19 protein-coding genes and 1 pseudogene are annotated in these 24,045 nt (G+C 62.8%); 15 read left to right on the top strand and 5 right to left on the bottom strand.

The genetic code is table 11. From position 1 onward, the window contains the following. The 11 genes and pseudogenes from CD932_RS23885 to CD932_RS23835 all read left to right on the top strand — a co-directional run. Positions 1–299, top strand: a pseudogene (locus tag CD932_RS23885) (hypothetical protein); the annotation flags it as partial. Position 300: 1 nt separating this feature from the next. Beyond that, on the top strand, positions 301–1,719 hold the full coding sequence (locus CD932_RS23880) for an O-antigen ligase (protein WP_094445404.1): 1,419 nt from the start codon (positions 301–303) through the stop codon (positions 1,717–1,719). After that, entirely contained in the window at positions 1,719–2,663 is a 945-nt protein-coding gene (locus CD932_RS23875; protein ID WP_094445403.1) for a glycosyltransferase family A protein, read from the top strand. The genes CD932_RS23880 and CD932_RS23875 overlap by 1 nt, the downstream gene beginning before the upstream one ends. 185 nt (positions 2,664–2,848) lie before the next feature. Continuing rightward, complete coding sequence (locus CD932_RS23870; RefSeq protein ID WP_094445402.1) at positions 2,849–5,104, top strand: heparinase II/III family protein; 2,256 nt, start codon at positions 2,849–2,851, stop codon at positions 5,102–5,104. Positions 5,105–5,226: 122 nt separating this feature from the next. Then, on the top strand, positions 5,227–6,441 hold the full coding sequence (locus CD932_RS23865; protein WP_176461120.1) for a glycosyltransferase: 1,215 nt from the start codon (positions 5,227–5,229) through the stop codon (positions 6,439–6,441). A 56-nt stretch (positions 6,442–6,497) separates the two neighbouring features. Further along, positions 6,498–7,589, top strand: coding sequence for a glycosyltransferase family 4 protein (locus CD932_RS23860; protein WP_094445400.1), 1,092 nt, complete (start codon positions 6,498–6,500; stop codon positions 7,587–7,589). Between the two features lie 23 nt (positions 7,590–7,612). Further along, the gene (gene asnB, locus CD932_RS23855) at positions 7,613–9,481 is read left to right on the top strand and encodes an asparagine synthase (glutamine-hydrolyzing) (protein WP_094445399.1); all 1,869 of its coding nucleotides are present in this window, start codon (positions 7,613–7,615) and stop codon (positions 9,479–9,481) included. Positions 9,482–9,490: 9 nt separating this feature from the next. Beyond that, a complete protein-coding gene (locus tag CD932_RS23850) occupies positions 9,491–11,479 on the top strand; it encodes an alginate lyase family protein (RefSeq protein ID WP_094445398.1) in 1,989 nt (662 codons plus the stop codon). A gap of 19 nt (positions 11,480–11,498) precedes the next feature. Then, positions 11,499–12,809, top strand: a complete 1,311-nt coding sequence (locus CD932_RS23845; RefSeq protein WP_094445397.1) for a nucleotide sugar dehydrogenase — start codon at positions 11,499–11,501, stop codon at positions 12,807–12,809. After that, positions 12,790–14,022, top strand: a complete 1,233-nt coding sequence (locus CD932_RS23840) for a glycosyltransferase family 4 protein (protein WP_094445396.1) — start codon at positions 12,790–12,792, stop codon at positions 14,020–14,022. The genes CD932_RS23845 and CD932_RS23840 overlap by 20 nt, the downstream gene beginning before the upstream one ends. A 15-nt stretch (positions 14,023–14,037) precedes the next feature. After that, the gene (locus tag CD932_RS23835; protein ID WP_094445395.1) at positions 14,038–15,069 is read left to right on the top strand and encodes a TIGR03790 family protein; all 1,032 of its coding nucleotides are present in this window, start codon (positions 14,038–14,040) and stop codon (positions 15,067–15,069) included. Positions 15,070–15,118: 49 nt separating this feature from the next. On the opposite strand, the gene CD932_RS23830 is transcribed toward CD932_RS23835, so the two are convergent. Beyond that, positions 15,119–15,820 carry a PEP-CTERM sorting domain-containing protein gene (locus tag CD932_RS23830; protein WP_254926747.1) on the bottom strand — a complete coding sequence of 234 codons (702 nt, stop codon included), beginning with the start codon at positions 15,818–15,820 and terminating at the stop codon, positions 15,119–15,121. A 304-nt stretch (positions 15,821–16,124) separates the two neighbouring features. Then, positions 16,125–17,672 carry a murein biosynthesis integral membrane protein MurJ gene (gene murJ, locus CD932_RS23825; protein ID WP_094445393.1) on the bottom strand — a complete coding sequence of 516 codons (1,548 nt, stop codon included), beginning with the start codon at positions 17,670–17,672 and terminating at the stop codon, positions 16,125–16,127. A 297-nt stretch (positions 17,673–17,969) separates the two neighbouring features. Here murJ and rpsT point away from each other — a divergent pair, with 297 nt between their 5' ends. Next, entirely contained in the window at positions 17,970–18,236 is a 267-nt protein-coding gene (rpsT, locus tag CD932_RS23820; RefSeq protein ID WP_010395935.1) for a 30S ribosomal protein S20, read from the top strand. 87 nt (positions 18,237–18,323) lie between these two features. On the opposite strand, the gene CD932_RS23815 is transcribed toward rpsT, so the two are convergent. Continuing rightward, positions 18,324–18,761, bottom strand: coding sequence for a DUF192 domain-containing protein (locus tag CD932_RS23815; protein WP_094445392.1), 438 nt, complete (start codon positions 18,759–18,761; stop codon positions 18,324–18,326). A gap of 68 nt (positions 18,762–18,829) precedes the next feature. Next, on the bottom strand, positions 18,830–19,390 hold the full coding sequence (locus CD932_RS23810; RefSeq protein WP_094445391.1) for a pseudouridine synthase: 561 nt from the start codon (positions 19,388–19,390) through the stop codon (positions 18,830–18,832). 168 nt (positions 19,391–19,558) lie between these two features. Between CD932_RS23810 and icd the strand changes: the two genes are divergently transcribed. After that, a complete protein-coding gene (gene icd / locus CD932_RS23805; RefSeq protein WP_094445390.1) occupies positions 19,559–20,812 on the top strand; it encodes an NADP-dependent isocitrate dehydrogenase in 1,254 nt (417 codons plus the stop codon). Positions 20,813–20,885: 73 nt separating this feature from the next. Here the strand turns inward: icd and CD932_RS23800 are convergent, their stop codons facing one another. Next, positions 20,886–21,089: a cold-shock protein gene (locus tag CD932_RS23800; protein WP_008446468.1), complete on the bottom strand. Its 204-nt coding sequence runs from the start codon at positions 21,087–21,089 to the stop codon at positions 20,886–20,888. 323 nt (positions 21,090–21,412) lie between these two features. Here CD932_RS23800 and clpS point away from each other — a divergent pair, with 323 nt between their 5' ends. Together clpS and clpA are read left to right on the top strand one after the other, a co-directional pair. Continuing rightward, entirely contained in the window at positions 21,413–21,715 is a 303-nt protein-coding gene (gene clpS / locus CD932_RS23795; protein WP_094445389.1) for an ATP-dependent Clp protease adapter ClpS, read from the top strand. Continuing rightward, positions 21,712–24,018 (top strand): ATP-dependent Clp protease ATP-binding subunit ClpA, encoded by a 2,307-nt coding sequence (gene clpA / locus CD932_RS23790; RefSeq protein WP_094445388.1) that lies wholly within the window; start codon positions 21,712–21,714, stop codon positions 24,016–24,018. The genes clpS and clpA overlap by 4 nt, the downstream gene beginning before the upstream one ends. Positions 24,019–24,045: the final 27 nt, after the last annotated feature.

The raw sequence follows: 24,045 nt of genomic DNA, 5'->3' as shown, positions 1-24,045 counted from the left end.
GCGAGCTGGCGCCGCTGGCCGCGCGCGGCGGCGTGATGGGCGTGCTGGCCGGCGCCGGCAGCTGGGGCGGCACCTTGCTGGGCAGCATGGCGGGCAGCCATCCGCTGGCCGCTTTCCTGGGGGGCGCTTTGCTCGGCGGCGCGCTGCTGCTGGCCGCCGTGCTGGCCTGGCCGCCTTTGCTGGGCGCCAGAGTGGTGGGCCTGCTGGGGCGCTTCAGTCCGCCGCTACCGGCCAGCGCCATCCGTTATTTGCGCGAGCGCTGCGGCGCGGGCGACAACCTGATCGAAACAAGAGAATGACATGAGTGAAATACTGTTTGGCCTCGTTGCGCTGGTTGCCGCACTGGTGGTGGTATTCTTCATCGCCTTGAGCATTCATTGGGGCAGCAAGCGCGTGACCGGCCTGGTGCCCTATGTGTTTTACCCGGTGATGCTGTCGATCGCCATCATCGCCATCCTGTCGAACCGCGATTTTTCGGTCAGCGCGATCTTGCTGGGGGTCAAGGCCGTGGTGCGCCATCCGGCCAGCGCCTGGATAGGCCGGCTCACTTCCCTGTTTGTGATCTTTGCCTGCGGCGAACGCATCTTGCACCGCATCACGTCGAGCGACAAGCCGCAGGCCATGCCGATGCTGCTGTTCTGGTCCTTCACCTTGTATTTCCTGAGCAATATCGTCAGCCCGGCGCTGTTCGGCCGCCACACGGAACTGTCGCATGAATACCTGTACGTGTTCCTGGCCGGCTGTGCCGCCATGCTGATGACGCCGAAGGAAGTGGACATGAGCATTATTTCGATGCGCAATGCCAACCTGCTGTTCCTGGTGCTCAGCGCGGCCATGCTGGCCTGGAAGCCGAACATGGTCCTGGTCAATAATTACCATGGCCTGCTGCCGTTCCTGAACATTCGTTATGCAGGCCTGGCCAGTCATGCCAATGTGCTGGGGCCGATGGTGGTGGTGTACCTGCTGTGCCTGTGGCGCAAGCCGTTTGCCTGGCGCCCGATGAATCTGTTCGCCTGGGGGCTGGGCCTGGCCAGCCTGCTGCTGTCGCAGTCGAAGACCAACTGGATCGCCTGCCTGCTGTGCTTTGCCTGCATCGCGTATTTCGGCTTTCGCCAGCAGATCAGGGAGCGCCTGTTCGATTACCGCCGGCCGCAGCTGTCGATCCTGATGATTTTCGGCTTTATCCTGCTATGCACGATGGGCCTGCTGGTCGTGATGTTCGGCGGCCTCGATGGCACGCTGTCGCGCTTCGTCACCAGTGACGAGGGTTTTGAACTGATGAGCCTGACTGGCCGCGACGTGATCTGGCAGGTGGCAGTGCAGGAGTGGCACAAGAGCCCCGTCTTCGGCTACGGCTTGCCCTTGTGGGACGATGCTTTTCGCGCCAGCATCGGCATGCCGTACGCCACCCATGCGCACAGCCAGTTCTACCAGAGCCTGGCCAGCGCCGGCACCATCGGCGCGATCGGCCTGGTGCTGTACGCGGTGGTGCTGCTGTACGCCTCGGCACGCACGGCCAAGGCCAGCGAAGGCTTGTCGATGGCGCTGTTCGTGCTGATCGCCAGCCGCTCGTTGAGCGAAGTGCCGCTGGCGATGACGGGCTTTGCGGCCGAGGCGCTCACGCACGTGCTGCTGCTGGTCATTATCACGGCCAATTATCCGCTGGCCGACAGGCAGGCCGTCAGGGCGCGCAGGACGCGCATGCCGGGAATGGCCTGATGCGCTGCTCGGTCATTATTGCGCTGTACAACAAGGCCCCGTATATCGATGCGACGCTGGCGTCGGTGCTGGCGCAGACCCATGAGAATTGGGAAGTGGTGGTGGTCGACGATGGCTCCACCGACGATGGCGCCGCGCGCGTGGAAGCCTGCCGCGATCCGCGCGTGCGCCTGGTGCGTCAGGCCAATGGCGGCGTGTCGCGGGCGCGCAATCGCGGCATCGCCGAAGCACGGGGCGAGCTGGTGTGCTTCCTCGACGCCGACGACTGGTACGCGCCCGACTACCTGCGCACGCAGGTCGCCATGGCGCAGGCCTATCCCGCCGAATCGTACTTCGCCACCGGTTTCAAGGGCGTCATGCCAGGCGGCGATACGGCGCTGGCCGAGGCGCCGGCAGCGCCCGGGCAGGCGCTGCTGATCGACGATTTCTTTGCGCGTTGCAATCGGACTTGGATCCCCTTCTTTACCAGCTCGGTCGCCGTCCGGCGCACCGCGCTGTGGGCCTTGCAGCCGTGTTTTCCCGAGGGCGAACAGTTCGGCGAAGACCTCGACCTTTGGTTCCGGCTGGCCGAGCGGCATCGCCTGGTGCTGGCGCCGGCGCCACTGGTGGCGTACCGGCTGGAAGTGGGCGGCAGCCTGACCTCGACCCACCGCCGCGACCAGGTGCTGCCCGTATTTGCGCGCCTGGAACAGCGCGCGCGCGGCTGGCCGGCGAGTAACCGGGCCCGGCAGCCAGCCTTGCTGCTGGTGTCGAATGCGCGCGTGGTGGTGGCGCGCGAACTGCTTGAAGCGGGGCGCCGTGGCGCGGCCGTGGCCGAAATGGGGCGCGCCCTGCGCGACGGCGTCACACGCCACTGGTGGAGCACGGCCGTCATGTGCATGCTGTTTACGCCGTCCATGACAAGACGCTGGACGTTGTGGCGAAAATCACGCATTGCCTCTTAATATCGTCGTTGCCAATGGGCATTTCGGTATAATTGCGTGCGTCAGCCAAGTTTCTTCTTGGTTACAAAAACACCTCATGCTGTTGCACCAAAAGACCATTTCTCTTGCGTTAAGGTAGCGCCGCGCAACCTTGATGGTCAGCTCTGATCCAGGCCCAATCTGATACCCGTCGAAGGAACTCCGCCATGAAATCAAGCAAACGCCCGCTGTTGCGTTCCGCCCTGCTATTGCTGTTGCCATGGTGCGGTGTCGCCCAGGCGGACTGGGTACAGGCGACCGATCCGCTGGTCATCCGCGCACTGCCGGACAACCTGCAGACCCAGGCGCAAAACCCGCCAACCTTTTCGTGGTCGCGCCATGCGTCGGCGCCGCCCGGTTATGTGATCCAGGTATTCCTGAACGGGGTGCTGAACCGTAGCTACAACAGCAACCGCAACTGGTATCTGCCGCCGCGTGCCTTGCCTGTTGGTAGTTATACCTGGCGGGTGCGGCCGTCGACCTCGCAGGAGTGGTCGACCCCGCGCAGCTTCGTGATCGCCAGTAACTCGCAGCTGTTTGAAGTGCCTGAGAACCTGGCGCTGCGCAACACCGTCATGCGCAAGGCGCGGCCACGCGCGATGCCCAGCGGCCTGAAGCCTTTCTCGTCATGGAGCGCCGCCATGCGCGCCGATCGCCAGGCTGCGCTGACGAGCCTGGCGTATGAAGTGAACTACTATGTCGGCTCGCTCAATACCGTGTCCGACAGTGAATGGCCTCTGCCGCCAAGCAAGATCCGTACGGCGGCGCTGGTGGCGCAGCAGGCGAACATCATGCAGCGCGTCAATCCGAATGCGCGCCAGCTGGAAGGCGCGGCCACCATGTACCGCCTGACCGGCCAGCAGTCCTACCTGGACGAGGCGATCCGCCGCGGCGACCAGTTCGCCGCGCTCGACGTCAACGGCCCGACCAGTTTTGCCAACCAGGACATGGGCAGCCGCATGATCGCGCAAAGCCTGATGAAGGCGATCGACATGCTGGCCGGCGCGCTGGTGGTCAATGGCGACACCACCCGCCGCGACAAATGGCTGTCGGTGGTGGCTTCCCGCACCCGCGATCTGTATGCCGACCTGTCGGCCGGCGGCGGGCGCCTTGACCAGTTGCCGTTCGATTCGCATGCGGCCACCAGCATGGCTTTCCTGACCCTGACCTCGACCCTGGCGCTGGGCGACATTCCCGAAGCGGCCGCCTGGTTCGATTTCTCGTTCCGCGCCTTTGTCAGCTCGTTCAGCGTGTGGAGCGGTCCGGAAGGCGGCTTTGCCAACGGCACCGCCTACGCCGAATACGAAGCCGATTTTGCCTTGCAGATCTGGCCCGCGCTGGCGCAGGCGACTGGCGTGAACATGTTCGACAAGCCCTGGTCGCGCGGCTTTGCGCAGTTCCTGATGCATTTCGTGCCGCCCGGCCAGCAGACCCACGTGTTTGGCGACGGCCACGAAAATGCGCCCGAATACCGCTTCATGAAAGGCTTTGCTTCGCGCTACGCCACGCCGCAGGCGGCCTGGTACGTGAAAAACCTGAGCCGTCCCGACGACGTGCTGGCCACCTTGCAGGCGCCGTATCCGCTGCCGGTCGCGACCGTGACGGCCGCCGCCACGGCGCCGGCCAATGCCGCCTACTATCCGAGCATCGGCTGGACCGCCATGCACAGCAACCTGGCCGACAATGGCCGCACTTCGCTGTACTTCAAGGCCAGCCCCTACGGTTCGTTCAACCACAGTCATGGCGACCAGAACGGTTTCGTGCTGTTCAGCGGCGGCGTGCCGCTGCTGACGGAAACGGGCTGGTATGACTGGTACGATTCGCCGATGTGGAATACCTGGTACCGCCAGTCGAAGTCGCACAATGCGCTGACCTTTGACGGCGGCGTCGGGCAGGTGGTGGAAGGCTATGCCGAGCCGCTGTCGCGCAATGGCCGCATCAATGCCTTCTCGACCACGCCGGCGCTCGATTACGTGGAAGGCGACGCTACTGCCGCGTATGCCGGCCTGCTGCAATCGGCCACGCGCAAGATCTGGTATGTGCGCGGCAGCGACACCGCCGTCATCCTCGACCAGTTCGCGTCGGCCACGCCGCGCGTGTTCGAGTGGAACTTCCATGCCTACGCTCCCATCGTTACTGATGCGGCCGGCAATATTTCCGTGAGCAACAAGGGCCGCCAGGTCTGCGTGGTGCCGCTGGCCACCACGGCGCAGCGTTTCGAGCGCCGCGCCGGCCCGCCGCCACAAAGCGGCATGGTTGAAGACCATGGCGTGTTCGTCAAGGCCAACGCCGCCACCAGCGGCGAATTCCTGACCGTGATCGACGTCGGCTGCAAGGGCACCGCTGTCACGCTCGACACCAGCAACGGCCTGCGCAAGCTGGTCGTTGGCGCGCAAACGTTGACACTGCCACTGCCAAAGTAATCGCGGCACCTCAGGTCGAGAAAAGCAATACCGCCTGGTATTGCTTTTTTTTTCGACTCTGGCGTGCCGCTAAAACCATGCTGTTCAGGTAAGATGATTAATTATTTTACATGTCGTCGCCCATGCCCTTGAAGCTCCTGCAATTTGTGCCCGAAAGCCTGCCCACCTTTCGTCCCGACGTGGCGGTGCTGTTTGGCAAATACCTGCCGCGCCACGGCGTCGAATGCGATATCGTCGGCATGCCGGCGCAAGAGGCGCTGCGGGAGCAGGGCTTCCGCTCCGTGCGCATGCCGCATTTTCACGCAGGCCGGCTGCGGCGCGAACTGGCGTATCAGGCCACGTGCGTGCGCGCCCTGTTCAAGGCGCGCCGCGCCGACTGCGACGCGATCCAGGTACGCGACATGGTGCCGACCGGCCTGATGGCGCTGCTGGCGTCGCGCATCAAGGGCATTCCCTTCTATTACTGGGTCTCCTACCTGATCAGCGAAGGGCGCGTCGAACGCGCGCGCGCCGACCTGGCGCGGCAATCGACCATGCGCAGCCGCCTCGTGCTGTGCAAAGGGCTGGTCGAGCGCTGGCTGCTGTACCGCGTGCTGCTGCCGCGCGCCGACCATGTGTTCGTGCAAAGCGAGGCCATGCTGCGCATGATGCAGGAGCACGGCGTCGCGGCGCGGAAAATGACGGCCGTGCCGATGGGCGTCGACACGGAAGTGCTGGGCCCGCAAACCGTTACGCCGCAGCGTCCCGAGGGCTGGCAAGGCGTGCCGCTGCTGGCCTACCTCGGCACCCTGGACCAGTCGCGCCAGCTCGAACGCGTGCTCGACGCGCTGCTGATCGTGCGCCGCGACGTGCCTGATGCCTGTCTGTTGCTGATCGGTGCGTCCGATACGCCGTCCGATGTCGATGCCTTGCTCGACTACGCGCGCCGCGCCGGCCTGGCCGACTGCGTGCGGGTGACGGGCTGGTTGCCGTCCAGCCAGGCCTGGCAGCTGCTGGCCGGCGCCGATGTGGCCGTGTCGTATTTTCCGCGTGGCCTGGTGCATGACGTCTGCTCGCCCACCAAGCTGCTCGAATACCTGGCCCTGCGCATGCCTTCCGTCGGCAACGACAGCCCGGACCAGGTCCATGTGCTCACCAGCAGCAATGCCGGCTGGCTGGCGGCCAGCGAGCCGGCGGCCATGGCCGGCGCGATGGTGGCGATCCTGCGCGACTTGCCTTCGGCACGCGCACGCGCGAACGGCGGCGCGGCCTATATCGAAGCCGAGCGCAGCTACCGCGTGCTGGCGCGCCAGCTGGCGGCGCGCTATCACGGCTTGAGCGGCACTGTTGCATCCTGAGGCGGAAAAACAGTTTCCCATCGCACAATTACATATTTATAAAATATAATGCCAATATGACTACAGTAATGTTGCTTGGCCCCGCCCTCGATGCCGTCAGTGGCGTGACCACGCATCTGAATCAATTGTTCCATTGTTCGTTGGCGCGCGACTTTCAACTCGTGCATTTCCAGGTGGGCAGCGAAGGGCGGCGCGAATCGCGCCCGCACAAGCTGTTGCGCTTTGCCTGCAGCCCGTTCCAGTTTTTGCGTGCCTTGCGCGTGGCGCGGCCGCAGATTGTGCATATCAATACCTCGATGGAGCAGAAAAGCTACTGGCGCGACCTGGTCTACTTGCTGGTGGCCAAGGCCATGGGCAAGCGCGTGCTGTACCAGGTGCATGGCGGCGCCTTGCCGCAGGTGTTTTTTGGTGGCAAGCCTTTGTTGACGGGCTTGCTGCGCCGGGTGCTGCGCCTGCCTGATGCGGTGGTGCTGCTGGCGCAATGCGAATTGCGCGGCTACCGCAGTTTCGATCCTGCCCTGCCGCTGGAAGTGATTCCTAACGCTATCGATGCCGGGCTTGATGCTGGTGAGAAACCGTCGCTGCCGCAGTTGCCGCTGTCGCTGGTCTATGTCGGGCGCCTGGCCGAAAGCAAGGGCCTGTTCGAACTGGTCGAGGCGCTGGCGCTGGCGCGCGCGGCCGGCAGCTCCGCGACCCTGGCGCTGGCCGGCAGCGGCCCTGCCGAAAAGGCCTTGCGGGCGAGGGTGGCGGCGCTGGGGCTGCAGGCGCAGGTGCGCTTCCTGGGCCCGGTGTTTGGGGCGGCCAAGCAAGCCTTGTGGCGCGGCGCCGATGTGTTCGGTTTCCCCACGCATCATGAAGGATTGCCGTATGCTTTGTTGGAAAGCATGGCCGCGCGCACACCGGTGCTGATCTGCCCGGTGGGCGCGATTCCCGACGTGGTGCAAGATGGCGTGCACGGCCTGTTCGTGCCGCCGCGCGATCCGCAGGCGCTGGCCGAGGCCATCGCGCGGCTCGATGGCGACCGCGCGCTGCTGCGGCGCATGGGCCAGGCCTGCCGCGAGCGCATCGACAGTCACTACGCGGTCGAGCGCCTGGCGCACGATTTCGGACGCGTCTACCGCGCCATGCTGGCGCCGCCGGTGGCGTAAACCGTTTTTTCAAGCGAGCTATTATGTGCGGTATTGCCGGTTTGATCTTTCCCTCGTCCGACGCCGGCCAGTTGGCCGCGCTCGAGTCCATGGGGCGCGCCATCGCGCACCGCGGCCCCGATGACACCGGCGTGCTGCAGGCCGCCACGCTGGACGGCGCCTGGCGGGTCGGCTTGCTGCACCGGCGCTTGTCCATCATCGATATCGCCACCGGCCACCAGCCGCTGGGCAACGAGGCGGGCGACGTACAGATCATCTTCAACGGCGAAATCTACAACTACCAGCTGCTGCGCGAGGAGTTAATTGCGCTGGGGCACCGTTTTCGCACCGCCTCCGATACGGAAACCATTGTCCATGCCTATGTGCAGTGGGGCGAGGACTGCGTGCGCCACTTCCGCGGCATGTTTGCCTTTGCCATCTGGGATGCGCGCCACAACCGCCTGTTCCTGGCGCGCGACCCGTTTGGCAAGAAGCCGCTGTTCCTGTGGCAGCACGAAGGCCGGCTTGCCTTCGGTTCGGAAATCAAGGCGCTGCTGGCCTTGCCGGGCGTGACGGCGCAGGCCGACGCAGGCGCGGTCTGGGATTATTTTGCCTACCGCTACGCGCCCGGTCCGGCCACCCTGTTCCAGGGCATCAGGAAACTCGCCCCCGGTTCGAGCGCCACCTGGGACAACGGCGTGCTGCGCGAGCGCGTGTACTACATTGCGCCCGATAGCCGCCCGCGCGTGGCCTGCCGCGTGCCGGCCGACCCGGTCGCCACCTTCCTCGACAAGCTCGACGAGTCGGTGCGCATCCGCATGATTGCCGATGTGCCCTTCGGCGCGTTTTTGTCCGGCGGCATCGATTCCTCGGCCGTGGTGGCCCTGATGTCGCGCCATGCCGGCGTGCCCGTCAAAACGTTTTCGGTCGGCTTCAGGGAGGGCGGCTTCAGCGAGCTGGCCTATGCGGCTGACATTGCGCGCCAGTTTTCCACCGACCACCATGCGCTGGAAGTGTCGGTCGACCAGGTGATCGCGCTGCTGCCCGAGCTGGTGCGCTTTCGCGACGCCCCCGTGGCCGAACCGTCCGACATTCCCATCTATCTGCTGGCGAAGCAATCGCGCAAGACGGTCAAGATGGTGCTCACGGGCGAGGGCGCCGATGAAATTTTAGGTGGCTATCCCAAGCATGTGTACGAGCGCTACGCGGGCAGCTACCAGCAGTTGCCGGGCTGGTTGCGGCGCGGCCTGATCGAGCCGGCCATCGGCGCCTTGCCGTATCGTTTTCGGCGCGCCAAGACGGCCATTGTCAACCTGGGCCTGGAGGCGTTCGACGAGCGCATGCCGCGCTGGTTCGGCATGATGTCGGACCAGGAACGCGCGCGCCTGGTGGCCATGCCGGCGCCACGGCGCCCGCGCGAAACAGGTCTCGGCTGTGGCGGCGGCGACAACAGCGCGCTGCGCCGCATCCTGTGTTTCGACCAGCACAGCTGGCTGCCCGACAACCTGCTCGAGCGCGGCGACCGCATGACCATGGCCGCCTCGCTCGAAGCGCGCATGCCCTTCATGGACCACGAGCTGGCCGCCTATGTCTCGACCCTGCCGGACCACTACCGCGTGCGCGGGCGCACCACCAAGTGGATTCTGCGCGAAGCGATGAAGCAGCTGCTGCCGCCGGCGATCCTGGCGCGGCCGAAAGTGGGCTTTCGCGTGCCCGTCAATGCATGGTTCCGCGGTCCCATGAAAGACTATCTGTACGAACACCTGACGGGCGCCTCCTCGCGCACGCGCCACTACTACCATGCAAACGCGCTCGGGCAGGTGCTGGCCGAGCATGTAAAGGGGCGGCAAAACCATGAAAAGCTGCTGTGGAGCTTGCTGACCCTGGAAATCTGGCATCGCCAGTATCTGTGAGCGCCCACCATGCTGGCTAATCTGTCCTGGAAACTGAACCGTCTGCGCGCCATGGGGGCGCCGGAAGTGGCGCACCGCGTGTGCGACGCCGTGCGGCACCGCTTGCAGGCGCGCGGCATCGGTCTGGCGCATGTGCCGCCGCCGCCGTCGCTGGCGTGCTTCGGCCAGCCCTGGCTGGGCTTGCCAGCGGATGGCGCGCCGCACCTGGCGGCGGCCGAGCGCATCCTGGCCGGCCGCTACAATGTGTTCGCGCTGCGCGACATGGCGCTCGGCTGTCCGCCCCAGTGGAACCGCGACCCGAAGACCGGCATCGTGGCGCCGCTCACCTTTGGCAAGACCCTCGATTACCGCGATGAAGCGGTGGTCGGCGATATCAAATGCCTGTGGGAGCCGAACCGGCACCTGTGCATCGCCGATCTGGCGATGGCGTACCGCCTCGGCGGCGAGATGCGCTACGCCCAGGCCGTGCAGACGCTGCTGGAATCGTGGTGGCAACAGTGTCCGTATCCGCTTGGAGCGAACTGGAGCAGCGCGCTGGAACTGGCCTTGCGCCTGGTCAGCTGGTCGCATGCCTGGCAGTTGTTGGGCGGCGTCGAGTGTCCGCTGTTTCACGGTGCCGCCGGCCAGGCCTTCCTGCAGCGCTGGCTGGCCAGCATCTACCAGCATTGCCATTTTATTGCCGGCCATTTTTCGCGCCACTCGTCGGCCAACAACCATCTGTTTGGCGAACTGACGGGCTTGCACGTGGCGGCGCTGACCTGGCCCTGCTGGCCGGAAAGTGTGGTGTGGCTGGCGCAAACGGCGCGCGAACTGGAACAGCAGGCCTTGCTGCAGAACGGCCCGGACGGCGTCAACCGCGAGCAGGCAATTTATTATCAGCATACGCTGGCCGACGAAATGCTGCTGTGCGTGCTGGCCGGCCGCGCCAATGGCCGGCCCCGTTCGCCGGCGTTCCTGCAACAGTTGGAGGCCATGCTGGAGTTTATTGCCGCCATCATGAATGTGGCGGGCGAGCTGCCGATGATCGGCGACGCCGACGATGCCCGCCTGGCCAACTGGGACAAGTCGCCGGGCGCCAATGAGTATCGCTCGCTGCTGGCCAGCGGCGCGGCGCTGTTCGCGCGCAGCGATTTCAAGCGCAAGGCGGGCGCTTTTGACGACAAGAGCGCCTGGCTGCTGGGCGAGGCGGGCCGGCAGGCATTCGAGGCCTTGCCGGCCGCTGCGGCCATCAATTTGCCGCGCAGTTTCGCCGATGGCGGCTATTACATCATGGGCGCGCGTCTCGATACGCCCACCGAGGTGCGGCTGGTGCTCGATGCCGGCCCGCTTGGCTACCTGGGCATCGCCGCCCATGGCCACGCCGACGCGCTGGCCTTGAGCCTGTCGGTGGCCGGCCAGGCGGTGCTGGTCGACCCCGGCACCTACGCCTATCACACGCAAAAGCGGTGGCGCGATTATTTCCGTGGCACCAGCGCGCACAATTGCGTGCGCATCGATGGCCGCGACCAGTCCGAATCGGGCGGCAATTTTTTATGGCTGCGCAAGGCCAGGGCAAGCTGCCAGGCCTGGCGCGAGGATGCCGAAGGGCAGTTCTGGAGCGCCAGCCACGACGGCTATATGGCCTTGAACGATCCTGTTTTGCACCGGCGCGAGGTCAGCGTGACGCCGGACGCGGCGCGCATCGTCATCGACGACGTGCTCGAATGCCGCGGCGCGCATGAAGTGGAGCTGTTCTGGCATCTCGATCAGCAATGCCAGGTGGCGCTGGACGGTGGTGTGCTGCAGGTGCAAGGCGCTGCTTTCTCGCTTGAAATGCACTTGCCGGACGCGCCCGGCGCCACGATGACCTTGGTGCGCGGCGGCGAGCAGCCGGTGCTGGGCTGGATCTCGCATCGCTTTGATGAAAAACAGGCCGCGCCCACTTTGGCCTGGCGCGCGCGGCTAACCGGCGCAGCCAGGCTGCGCACCACATTACACTTGACGACATCGGTCCTGTAGAAAATTAACGAGGAAAAACATGAAAATTAGTATCTTTGGTCTGGGCTATGTCGGCGCCGTCTCCGCCGGTTGCCTGGCCACCGACGGTCATCAGGTGATCGGCGTCGACCCGAACAAGACCAAGGTCGACCTGATCAACCAGGGCGCCACGCCCATCATCGAAAAAGACATCGGCGAGATGATCGCCGCCACAGTCAAGAGCGGCCATCTGCGCGCCACGGCGGACGTGCGCGACGCCGTGTTCGGTTCCGACATGTCGCTGATCTGCGTCGGCACGCCGTCCCAGCTCAATGGCAACCTGGACCTGAGCCATGTGCGCAAGGTGTGCCAGGAAATCGGCGCGGCGATTGCCGAAAAAGACACTTTCCACGTGGTCGTCGCGCGTTCCACCATGCTGCCCGGCTCGATGCGTTCGCTGGTGATCCCGACCCTGGAAGCGGCCTCGGGCAAGGTGGCCGGGGTTGACTTCGGCGTGTGCAACAACCCGGAATTCCTGCGCGAAGGCACGGCCGTCCACGACTACTACCATCCGCCCAAGACCGTGATCGGCGAGTCCGATGAAAAGGCCGGCACGCTGCTGGTGCAGCTGTACGAAAAAATGGACGCGCCGCTGGTGCGCACCGATGTGGAAACTGCCGAGATGGTCAAGTACACCGACAACACCTGGCATGCCGTGAAAGTGGCGTTTGCCAACGAGATCGGCAATATCTGCAAGGCGGTCGGCATCGACGGCCACAAGGTGATGGAGATCTTCTGCCAGGATACCAAGCTCAACCTGTCGCCGTACTACATGAAGCCGGGCTTTGCGTTTGGCGGCTCCTGCCTGCCGAAAGACGTGCGCGCGCTGACCTACAAGGCGCGTACGCTGGACCTGGACTTGCCGCTGCTCAATTCGATTCTGCCGTCGAACCACAAGCAGGTGGAGAAGGGCATCAAGATGATCGTCGACAAGGGCGCGCGCAAGGTCGGCATCCTGGGCTTCTCGTTCAAGGCCGGCACCGATGACCTGCGCGAGTCGCCGCTGGTCGACGTGATCGAGTACCTGCTGGGCAAGGGGTATGAGCTGAAACTGTACGACAAGAACGTCAACCTGGCCGCGCTGACGGGCGCCAACCAGGATTACATCCTCAACCATATCCCGCATATCTCCAAATTGATGGTCACGTCGATGCAGGACGTGCTCGACTTTGCCGACACTATCGTCATCGGCAACGGCGCGGCCGAATTCAAGACCGTGCCAGGCAGCCTCAAGCCGCACCAGCATATTGTCGACCTGGTACGTATCAGCAAGGAGCAAAGTGGAGAGCAATATGACGGCATCTGCTGGTAAAGCCCGCAGGGTATTGATTTTGGTGGAAAACCTGCCCTCGCCATTCGACCGGCGCGTGTGGCAGGAAGCGACCACGCTGCAAGCGAACGGTTATGCCGTGTCGATCATCTGCCCCACCGGCAAGGGCTATGAGTCGCGCTACGAAGCCATCGACGGCATCCATATTTACCGCTACCACCTGCCGCTGGAAGCGCAGGGCGCCAAGGGTTATCTGGTGGAATATTCGCTGGCGCTGTTTCACACCTTCCGCCTGGCGTGGAAGGTGCATTTCGCGCGCGGCTTCGATGTGATTCACGCCTGCAATCCGCCCGACCTGCTGTTCCTGATCGGCGGTTTTTTCAAGCTGACCATGGGCAAGCGCTTTCTGTTCGACCATCATGACATCAACCCGGAACTGTACGAAGCCAAGTTCGGCCGGCGCGACTTTTTCTACAAGCTGATGGTGCTGTTCGAGCGCTGGTCGTTCCAGAGCGCCGACGTGTCGATCGCCACCAACGAGTCGTACAAGAAGATCGCCATCGAACGCGGCGGCATGCCGCCCGGCGACGTCTACGTGGTGCGCAGCGGCCCCAAGCTCGACCGCCTGCGCGTGCTGCCGCCGGTGCCGACACTGAAACAAGGCCGTGCTTACCTGGTCGGCTATGTCGGCGTGATGGGCGCCCAGGAAGGCATCGACCTGCTGCTGCAGGCGGCGCACTACATCGTGCGGACGCTGGGGCGCCAGGATGTGCAGTTCGGCCTGGTCGGCGGCGGCACCTCGCTGGAACAGATGAAACAGATGGCGCAGGACATGGGCATCGCCGACTACGTGACGTTCACGGGCCGGGTGCCTGACCAGCAACTGCTGGAAATGCTCAATACGGCGGACGTGTGCGTCAACCCGGACGTGGCCAACGACATGAACGACAAGTCGACCATGAACAAGATCATGGAATACATGGCGCTGGGTAAGCCGATCGTGCAGTTCGACCTGGCCGAGGGCAAGGTCTCGGCCCAGGATGCCTCGCTGTATGCGCTGAAGAACGACCCCGTCGACATGGCGCGCAAGATCGTCGAGCTGCTCGACGACCCGGCCCGCCGCGAACAGATGGGGGCGTTCGGCCGCCACCGCGTGATCAACGAGCTGGAGTGGGAATACGAGGCGCCGAAGTTGCTGGCCGCTTATGCGCGCCTGTTTCCCGGTGCGGCGCCCGTGCCGCAAGCGAGCAAATAAATACAGGGAGAACCATTGCGTATTTTTCTAAGTCTGACCCTGACCTTGGCCGCCGGTATTGCCACTGGCGCCCGCGCCGATGCGCCCGTTGCCGCCGCCGGCCTGCAGCCGTCGCAACTGGCCATCGTCATCAACGACGCCGAGCCGAACAGCATTGAAGTGGGCGAATATTATCGCAAGGTCCATGCGATTGCCGCCGCCAACGTGGTGCACGTCAATATCCCGAACCGGCCGCGCAAGCTGAGCATGGATCAGTTTGCCCAGCTCAAGGAGCGTATCGACGCCCAGTTAAAGCCAGGCATCCAGGCCGTGCTGATGGTATGGAGCGCGCCATATGCCGTCGAGTGCAATTCCATCACCTCGGCCTTTACCCTCGGCTACGACGCGGGCCAGTGCACGAGGACCTGCGACCCGGGCAAGCCTAGCCCGTATTTCAACAGCAATGTGGAGCAGCCCTACACCCAGCTGGGCCTGCGCCTGGCGATGCTGCTGCCCATCGATTTCGTCGAGGAAGCCAAGGCGGTGGCCGACCGGGGCGCCGTCAGCGGCTTTTCGCCGCCAGCGGCCAGCGCCTATTACCTGACGACCTCGGATGCGGCGCGCAACACCCGCGCGCTGCTGTTTCCGCCGGCCGGCATGCTGGCCCAGCGCAAGCTGGCCATCCGGCACCTGAAGGCGGACAGCCTGGAAGGCGCGCAGGACATCATGGTCTACCAGACCGGCCTGGCCAAGGTGGCCAAGCTCGACACCTTGCGCTTTTTGCCCGGCGCGCTGGCCGACCACCTGACCTCGTTTGGCGGCGACTTGCAGGGTACGCAGCAAATGAGCAGCCAGCGCTGGCTGGAAGCGGGCGCCACGGCCAGCTATGGCACGGTGAGCGAGCCGTGCAGTTACTGGCAGAAGTTCCCCCAGCCCAGCGTCTTGCTGCGCCGCTACCTGTCGGGCAGCACCGCCCTCGAAGCTTACTGGGGCAGCGTGCTGTGGCCGGCGCAGGGCCTGTTTATCGGCGATCCGCTGGCCGCGCCGTATGCACGTTTCCGGCGCTGACAGCGGGCGCTGCCCATCTCCCGACGAAAGCTCTTGCGAGCTTTTTGTTTTATGCCTTGAGCGCTTGCTTGCGGCGCCCGGCCAGGACCACCAGGCCCAGGCCGGCCAGCAGCATGGCCCAGGTTTCCGGTTCCGGCACGGCCGGTACCGCCGGTGCCGTGGGGATCAGGCCGCCACCGGCGCCGCCCGTTCCCACGCCGCTGGCGTTGCCCAGCGGCGTCTCGCTGTCGGCGTTGCTGCTGGTACTGACGGCGCGGCCGTTCTGGGCCCGGCCGGCCGCGCCATTTGCTCCCAGCTCGTCAAGTGGATAGATTTGCTCGGCAGCGACGAAATCGCGCGTGCCGAAGCGAAAACCGTTGTCATCGGTGGACAATAGCTTGCCGCCTGATGTCGTCGCGCTCTTGCCCGGAATGGTCTTGATCGCCAGGCGGTGCGTGCCGTCGTCGAAATCGAACTTGCGCAGTTCCTGGTCCGACACCTTGCCGGCAAACTCCGGCGTCGGCTTCTTGCCGTCGTTGGCGCGCGTGCTGCCACTGATAAAGCCGTCGGCCAGGCTGCAGGCGCTGTAGGTGCCGTCGAGGTTGCCGTCCTTGGCATTGCCGTTGGCGTCCTTCGTGCTGGCTTGGCAGCTTTTCTGATTGTCGCGCGGCTGTGCTTGCGTTTGCGCCAGGGCGCTGCCGGCAAACGCCATCATGGCAGCGGCCAGCAGCAAGGGACGTGTGACCAGCAAGCGGGAAATCGATGTGGACATGATCATTCTCTCAAAAAGCGGGTGTGCCGCGTCACTGCCGACGCTGATATTGCATATATTGCCGCCACTATTGCAGCCACTTTTTCCATGCGACCGCTGTGCGCATGGAGCAGCGGGCCTTTCAAGGCCCGGTGTGGATGAGGCCTGCAGCCGTATCGAGTGCGTCTTGTTTAATTGTTATCAGGAATTAAACTTATTTGTAGGAAATGTATCATATTTTGATGTCTAGTGTCGAGCCTGCTTTGGTTTCTGCTTTCGTTGCCGGCGCATTCTGTTGCAAGCGCGCCCATGACGCCAGCGCCGATCAGGCCGTGCGCTTGAAATCGCGGAAGCGGAAGCCGGCCAACAACAAGGTGCCGAAGTAGGCTGCGCCGCACAGGCAGATCAGCAGGCCCAGGGTGCCGGCCCGCAACAGCGGATGGGCTTGCATGGCGATCCAGTCGATGCGGGTGGCGCCATACGCGGCCACGCCGCCCATCACGGCCAGTGCCGGCAGCAGACGCAGGAAGAACTTGAGCCAGCCTGGTTTCGGTGTGTAGATGCCGCGGCGGCGCAGGCCCCAGTAGAGAAAACTGGCGTTCAGGCAAGCGCCCAGGCCGATCGACAGGGCCAGGCCGGCGACGGCCAGGTAGGGCACGAACAGCCAGTTCATCAACTGGGTGGCGATCAGCACGCCAATGGCGATCTTGACGGGGGTGCGGATATCCTGGCGCGCATAAAACGCCGGCGCCAGGGTTTTCACCAGAATGATGCCGAGCAGGCCCAGGCTGTAGGCCACCAGCGGCTCAGTCGACATGGTGACCGATTCTGCCGAGAATTTGCCGTAATGAAACAGTGTGGCGATCAGCGGCGTGGCCAGGGTCGCCATGCCGACCGCCGCCGGCAGGGCCAGCAAAAAGGTCAGGCGCAGGCCCCAGTCCAGCAGCGACGAGTATTCCGCCTTGTCGCCATCGACATTGGCTTTCGACAAGCTGGGCAACAAGATGGTCCCCAGGGCCACGCCCAGCATGGCGGTTGGAAACTCCATCAGGCGGTCTGCATACGACAGCCAGGAAATGCTGCCCTCGGCCAGGCGCGAGGCGATGCTGGTGTTGATCATCAGGCTGATCTGTGCGGCCGAGACGGCAAACACGGCCGGTCCCATCTTTTTCAGCACGCGCCGCACGCCACCGTCGGACAGGCCGACGGCCGGGTTGATCGACAGGCGCGGCAGCATGCCGATCTTGATCAATGCCGGGATCTGGATCGCCACCTGCAGCAGACCGCCGACGAACACGGCAATGGCCATCGCATAGATCGGCTGCGCCAGGTGCTGCGCCAGCAACAGCGAGGCGGCAATAAAGGACAGGTTCAGCAGCACTGGCGTGAACGCGGGAATCTTGAATTCGCGCCAGGTGTTCAAAATGCCGCCGGCCAGCGCGACAAAGGACATGCAACTGATATAGGGAAACATCAAGCGCGTCATCCAGACCGCCGCATCGAAGGCGCCCGGGTCCTTGTTCAGGCCGGTGGCGATCACATACACAAACCACGGCGCGCCGACGATGCCGATGATGGACACCAGCAAGGTGGCCCACACCAGAGTGGTGGCGACATGGTCGGCCAGCTGCTTGCTGGCGTCCTGGCCATGCTGGTTCTTATACTCCGACAAGATCGGCACGAAGGCCTGCGAGAACGCGCCCTCGGCGAACAGGCGGCGCAGCAGGTTGGGGATGCGGAAGGCGACGATAAAGGCATCGGTATAGGCGCCGGCGCCAAAGGCGCGCGCGAACAGGCTCTCGCGCAATAATCCGGTGACTCGGGACAGCATGGTCATGCTGGAAATGGCGGCGAGGGTTCTGAGCAAGTTCATGGGGGCAGATTATAGCTGGGTGCGCCCCGTGCAAACGGTTAACATGTCGTAATAATCACGGCGGCAAGCCCCCACGCTGTGCCGTTTTTCGCCCTGCCGATGCCGATAGCGGTTTTTTTGAATTGCCCTCGCCGGAAAATATCGTTATAATCGAAGGCTGTACAGAATTCTGTTACGCAGACACTAATGTTTGACAGGCACTGGTTTGGCACACATGGTTCGGCAGACGCACAGAACGCACCGGTTGGCAAACACTAATGTTTGCAAACGCACTTTGACCCTGTTTTAGGAAATTCCATGGCAAATACCGCACAAGCGCGCAAACGCGCTCGTCAAGCAGTTAAGCAAAACGCACACAATTCGTCCCAGCGTTCGACCTTGCGCACAGCTATCAAAGCTGCTCGCAAAGCGATCCAGGGCGGCGACAAGGCAGCAGCTGCTGCAATCTTCCAGGCTTCCGTGTCGACCATCGACCGTATCGCTGACAAGAAGATCATCCACAAAAACAAGGCAGCTCGTCACAAGAGCCGTCTGGCAGCTGCTTTGAAAGCACTGTCCGCTTAATATTCGCCCGTACGCCAGTTCGCTGGCGTTGGATGAAAAGCAAAAACCCGCAGACTTGTTCTGGCGGGTTTTGTCGCGTTGCGCCGGCTATTTTTCGGCGGGCAGATTGGCAATCGCCATGCCCGGCTTGATATTGCGCAGCCGAAACCAGCCGAGGTTCATTTCCAGCGCATAGCGCGCGGGCACGGCCCTGGTCGGGCAATGGCTGTCGAGCGTGTGCGGCAGCATGTCTTCGATATTGATAATGCTGCCTGCCGCATCGAGAAAGGCCACCGACAACGGCAGTGCCGTGTTGCGCATCCACATGCACTGCGCGCCCTGCGCGCCGAACGCGAACAGCATGCCGCCATTGACGGCCATGCTGTCGCGGTACATCAGGCCCAGTTCGCGCTGCTCTTGCGTGGCTGCCACCTCGGCCACGATCACATGCTTGCCGACCAACAGTTGCGCCGTCTTGAGCGGCGGATTTTGCGCTTGCGCCGCCGTCGCCAGGGCCAGGCTGGCGCAGATCAACAATTTTTTCATGTGCACGACGGTAGCGGTGGAAGCGGCGATTAAGCCATGCAGGCGCGCCAGCCGTCAAGCAAGCTTGCTTATTTGGCCAGTGCTGACGCTGGGACTTCGCACCATTGGCCCGGCATCAAGGGATGGCTGGCCAGCGAGAACGGTCCGATGCTGCTGCGCACCAGGCGCAGCGTCGGCAGGCCGACGGCCGCCGTCATGCGCCGCACTTGCCGGTTCTTTCCTTCTTTCAGGGTGATCGCCAGCCACGAGGTGGGCTGGTCCTGGCGCGCGCGGATCGGCGGATGGCGCGGCCACAGCCAGTCCGGCTCGGCAATGCGCACCGCCTGGCACGGTTTGGTGATGAAGTCGCCCAGGTCCAGCGGCGCCTGCAGCCGCGCCAGGCTGGCCGCATCCGGCACGCCGTCGACCTGCACCAGGTAGGTTTTCGCTTCCTTGCGGTCGGGGTGGCTGATAGCGTGCTGCAGCTGGCCGTCGTCGGTCAGCAGCAGCAGGCCTTCGCTGTCGGCGTCGAGCCGGCCGGCCGGGTAGATGCCGGGGATATCGAGATGGTCGGCGAGGGTGGTGCGGCCGTCCTGCGGCGAAAACTGGCACAGGACCTGGAACGGTTTGTTAAAGAGTATGAGTGGCATGGTGTTATCTTGATGCAAAAGAGATGCCGCCGCCGGTGTAGCGTGGCGCCGTGTACTATAGTGGTGCATAATGAGAAACGCAGCCGTCTTCTATCTTATAGAAGACCTTTGGATGCCCTAGCTCTGTCCCTGATTTGTTTTGTGAAGCAGTCCCATTCGGAGATTTTGATGTACCAACATATTACAGTACCTGCTGACGGACAAAAAATCACCGTCAATGCCGATTTTTCACTGAACGTGCCCGACCAGCCCATCATTCCCTTTATCGAAGGCGATGGCACCGGCAGCGATATCACGCCGGTGATGATCAAGGTGGTCGACGCGGCCGTGGCCAAGGCCTATGGCGGCGCGCGCAAGATCAGCTGGATGGAAATTTTTGCCGGTGAAAAAGCCACCCGCGTGTATGGCGCCGACACCTGGCTGCCGCCGGAAACCCTGGACGTGCTGAAAGACTATGTGGTGTCGATCAAGGGACCGCTGACGACGCCGGTGGGCGGCGGCATGCGTTCGCTCAATGTGGCGCTGCGCCAGCAGCTCGACCTGTATGTCTGCCTGCGCCCGGTGCGCTACTTCAGGGGCGTGCCGTCGCCACTGAAGGCGCCCGAAAAAACCGATATGGTGATCTTCCGCGAGAACTCGGAAGATATCTACGCCGGCATCGAATACGCGCAGGGCACCGATGAGGCGAAAAAGCTGATCGATTTCCTGGTGAATGAAATGGGCGTGACCAAGATCCGTTTCCCGGAAACCTCGGGCATCGGCATCAAGCCCGTGTCGGTCGAAGGCACCGAGCGCCTGGTGCGCAAGGCGCTGCAATATGCGATCGACAATGACAAGCCTTCCGTGACGATTGTTCACAAAGGCAACATCATGAAGTACACGGAAGGCGGTTTCCGCGACTGGGCCTATGCGCTGGCGCAAAAGGAATTCGGCGCCGAACTGATCGATGGCGGCCCGTGGTGCAAGTTCAAGAATCCGCGTACCGGGCGCGACATCACGGTCAAGGATTCGATCGCTGACGCTTTCCTGCAACAAATCCTCATGCGTCCGGTCGAATACAGCGTGATCGCCACCCTGAACCTCAATGGCGACTATATTTCCGACGCGCTGGCGGCCCAGGTGGGCGGCATCGGCATCGCGCCGGGCGGCAACCTGTCCGATTCGGTGGCCATGTTCGAGGCCACCCATGGCACGGCGCCCAAGTATGCGGGCAAGGACGTGGTCAATCCGGGCTCCTTGATCCTGTCGGCGGAAATGATGCTGCGCCATCTGGGCTGGGTCGAGGCAGCCGGGCTGATCATCGCGGCAATGCAGAAGGCGATCGCCTCGAAACGCGTGACGTACGACTTTGCGCGCCTGATGGAAGACGCGACGCAGGTGTCGTGCTCGGGCTTTGGCCAGGTGATGGTCGAGAACATGTAAGGGGCAGGAAAAGCGCGGACGAAAAAAACCCCGCCACTGGCGGGGTTTTTCACATCTGAGGGCCGAAAGAAGCTTAGGCGGACTGGATGTTGGAAGCTTGCTTGCCTTTAGGGCCTTGCGTGACTTCGAATTGAACTTTTTGACCTTCTTTGAGGGTCTTGAAACCGTTCATGTTGATTGCGGAGAAATGAGCAAACAAATCTTCGCCGCCATCATCTGGAGTGATGAAGCCAAAACCTTTGGAATCATTGAACCACTTAACTGTACCTGTTGCCATAAAAAGAACTTTCAAAATTAAAACAAATCACACGAGCCATAAAAGCAAGAAGCTTCTTGCCCCCTCCTCGACGTCTCACTTCTTATCAAGCTGTACATATTACTGCAACAGTCGATACCGCATTGTTGGCGGAATAAATATTGAAGTCAAGCGCTTTTGCACTCATCTTGCCAAATTCTTCATGGCCGCCAAAAAAGCAACTCTTGATTTTGGCGACAGGGACGCCATCTGCGCTGTAGTGAGAAAACGCGTAAGATTGAAAACAATTGGAAAGGCGCAGATATTGCGCATGACAACCACTGTGAAAGCATTAGAATAAGCGTATGGCAACCAAGCACGACACAGAAGCCCTGCTGGAGCGGCAAGCCATCAAGCCGCCGCCGCTCTATCAGGTAGCCTTGCTCAATGATGATTACACCCCGATGGAGTTCGTGGTCGCCGTCATTCAGGAGTATTTCAACAAGGATCGTGAAACGGCGACGCAAATCATGCTCAGTGTTCACCGCTACGGCAAAGGAGTGTGCGGCGTGTTCTCTAAAGATATAGCGTGTACCAAAGTGGAGTTCGTTTTAACGCATGCGCGCAAGGCGGGGCATCCCCTGCAGTGCGTGATGGAGGAAGTATGATTGCGCAGGAATTGGAAGTAAGTTTGCACATGGCGTTTGTCGAAGCTCGGCAGGCACGGCATGAATTCATCACGGTTGAACATCTGCTGCTGGCGTTGCTGGACAATCCCTCTGCAGCCGAGGTGTTGCGTGCCTGCGCGGTCAATATTGACGACCTGCGCAAGACCCTCACCAACTTTATCGGCGATAACACGCCGACCGTGCCTGGCACGGGCGAGGTCGATACCCAGCCGACGCTGGGTTTCCAGCGCGTGATCCAGCGCGCCATCATGCACGTTCAGTCTGCATCGAATGGCAAGAAGGAAGTCACCGGCGCCAACGTGCTGGTGGCCATCTTCGGCGAAAAAGATTCGCACGCGGTCTATTACCTGCACCAGCAGGGCGTCACGCGCCTGGACGTGGTCAATTTCATTTCCCACGGCGTGCGCAAGGACCAGTCGACCGAAAGCGCGAAAGCGTCGGAAGGCGTGGAAGAGGGCGCATCCGGGGCTGAAGGCCAACCGAAGGAAAGCCCGCTCGACCAGTTCACGCAAAACCTGAACAAGGCTGCGGCCGAAGGCAAGATCGACCCGCTGATCGGGCGCGAGGACGAAGTCGACCGCGTGATCCAGATCCTGTGCCGTCGCCGCAAGAACAATCCGCTGCTGGTCGGTGAAGCCGGCGTGGGCAAGACGGCGATCGCCGAAGGCCTGGCCTACCGCATCACGCAAAACGATGTGCCGGAAATCCTGCAAAATGCCGTCGTGTATTCGCTGGACATGGGCGCCTTGCTGGCCGGTACCAAATACCGCGGCGACTTCGAGCAGCGCCTGAAAGCGGTGCTCAAGCAGCTCAAGGACAATCCGAACGGCATCCTGTTCATCGACGAGATCCACACCATCATCGGTGCGGGCTCGGCCTCGGGCGGCACGCTGGACGCGTCCAACCTGCTCAAACCGGCACTGGCCAATGGCCAATTGAAATGCATCGGTGCGACCACTTACACGGAATTTCGCGGCGTGTTCGAAAAAGACCATGCGCTGTCGCGCCGGTTCCAGAAAGTGGACGTCAACGAGCCGACCGTCGAGCAGACCGTGCAGATCCTGCGCGGCCTGAAATCACGCTTCGAAGAGCACCACGGCGTGAAATACTCGGCCTCGGCCCTGTCGACGGCGGCGGAACTGGCGGCGCGCTTCATCAACGACCGCCATTTGCCCGACAAGGCGATCGACGTCATCGATGAAGCGGGCGCGGCGCAACGCATCTTGCCGAAGTCGAAGCAGAAGAAAACCATCGGCAAGGCCGAGATCGAGGACATCATTGCCAAGATCGCCCGGATTCCGCCGCAAACGGTCAACCAGGACGACCGCAGCAAGCTGCAGACCATCGACCGCGATCTGCGCAACGTGGTGTTCGGGCAAGACCCGGCCATCGATGCGCTGGCCTCGGCCATCAAGATGGCGCGCGCCGGCCTGGGCAAGACGGACAAGCCGATCGGCTCCTTCCTGTTCTCCGGTCCGACCGGCGTCGGCAAGACCGAGGTGGCCAAGCAACTGGCGTTTATCCTCGGCATCGAGCTGATCCGTTTCGACATGTCGGAATACATGGAGCGTCACGCGGTCAGCCGCCTGATCGGCGCGCCGCCGGGCTATGTCGGTTTCGACCAGGGCGGCTTGCTGACCGAAGCGATCACCAAGAAGCCGCATGCGGTGCTGCTGCTCGATGAAATTGAAAAAGCCCATCCGGACATTTTCAATATCCTGCTGCAGGTGATGGATCACGGTACCCTGACGGACAACAACGGTCGCAAGGCCGACTTCCGCAACGTGATCATCATCATGACCACCAATGCGGGCGCCGAGAGTTTGCAGAAGGCCTCGATCGGCTTCACCAACTCCAAGCAGGCAGGCGACGAGATGGCCGACATCAAGCGCATGTTTACGCCGGAGTTCCGCAACCGTATCGATGCGACCATCAGCTTCCGCGCGCTGGACCAGGAAATCATCCTGCGCGTGGTCGACAAGTTCCTGATGCAACTGGAAGAGCAGCTGCACGAGAAAAAAGTCGAAGCGGTCTTCACCGAGAAGCTGCGCGCCTTCCTGGGCAAGAAAGGCTTCGATCCCTTGATGGGTGCGCGGCCGATGTCGCGGTTGATCCAGGACATGATCCGCAAGGCGCTGGCCGACGAACTGCTGTTCGGTCGCCTGGTGTCCGGCGGCAAGATCACGGTCGACCTCGACGACAAGGACCAGGTCTTGCTGGAATTCCCGGAACCGCCCGACGCGGCGCCGACGGCTGCACCGGAAACGGTGGAAGTGGAATAAGCGCTTCTCCGGCTTGAGCAAAAAAAC

The sequence above is a fragment of the Janthinobacterium sp. PC23-8 genome (assembly GCF_002250505.1).
GTDB lineage: Bacteria > Pseudomonadota > Gammaproteobacteria > Burkholderiales > Burkholderiaceae_D > Janthinobacterium.
This window is presented reverse-complemented; position numbering and strand designations above follow the sequence as displayed.

Coding starts and splice junctions, on each gene's coding strand:
- CD932_RS23880 (WP_094445404.1), top strand. CDS start 301: ATGAGTGAAATACTGTTTGGCCTCGTTGCGCTGGTTGCCGCACTGGTG.
- CD932_RS23875 (WP_094445403.1), top strand. CDS start 1,719: ATGCGCTGCTCGGTCATTATTGCGCTGTACAACAAGGCCCCGTATATC.
- CD932_RS23870 (WP_094445402.1), top strand. CDS start 2,849: ATGAAATCAAGCAAACGCCCGCTGTTGCGTTCCGCCCTGCTATTGCTG.
- CD932_RS23865 (WP_176461120.1), top strand. CDS start 5,227: ATGCCCTTGAAGCTCCTGCAATTTGTGCCCGAAAGCCTGCCCACCTTT.
- CD932_RS23860 (WP_094445400.1), top strand. CDS start 6,498: ATGACTACAGTAATGTTGCTTGGCCCCGCCCTCGATGCCGTCAGTGGC.
- asnB (WP_094445399.1), top strand. CDS start 7,613: ATGTGCGGTATTGCCGGTTTGATCTTTCCCTCGTCCGACGCCGGCCAG.
- CD932_RS23850 (WP_094445398.1), top strand. CDS start 9,491: ATGCTGGCTAATCTGTCCTGGAAACTGAACCGTCTGCGCGCCATGGGG.
- CD932_RS23845 (WP_094445397.1), top strand. CDS start 11,499: ATGAAAATTAGTATCTTTGGTCTGGGCTATGTCGGCGCCGTCTCCGCC.
- CD932_RS23840 (WP_094445396.1), top strand. CDS start 12,790: ATGACGGCATCTGCTGGTAAAGCCCGCAGGGTATTGATTTTGGTGGAA.
- CD932_RS23830 (WP_254926747.1), bottom strand. CDS start 15,820: ATGTCCACATCGATTTCCCGCTTGCTGGTCACACGTCCCTTGCTGCTG.
- murJ (WP_094445393.1), bottom strand. CDS start 17,672: ATGAACTTGCTCAGAACCCTCGCCGCCATTTCCAGCATGACCATGCTG.
- rpsT (WP_010395935.1), top strand. CDS start 17,970: ATGGCAAATACCGCACAAGCGCGCAAACGCGCTCGTCAAGCAGTTAAG.
- CD932_RS23815 (WP_094445392.1), bottom strand. CDS start 18,761: ATGAAAAAATTGTTGATCTGCGCCAGCCTGGCCCTGGCGACGGCGGCG.
- CD932_RS23810 (WP_094445391.1), bottom strand. CDS start 19,390: ATGCCACTCATACTCTTTAACAAACCGTTCCAGGTCCTGTGCCAGTTT.
- icd (WP_094445390.1), top strand. CDS start 19,559: ATGTACCAACATATTACAGTACCTGCTGACGGACAAAAAATCACCGTC.
- CD932_RS23800 (WP_008446468.1), bottom strand. CDS start 21,089: ATGGCAACAGGTACAGTTAAGTGGTTCAATGATTCCAAAGGTTTTGGC.
- clpS (WP_094445389.1), top strand. CDS start 21,413: ATGGCAACCAAGCACGACACAGAAGCCCTGCTGGAGCGGCAAGCCATC.
- clpA (WP_094445388.1), top strand. CDS start 21,712: ATGATTGCGCAGGAATTGGAAGTAAGTTTGCACATGGCGTTTGTCGAA.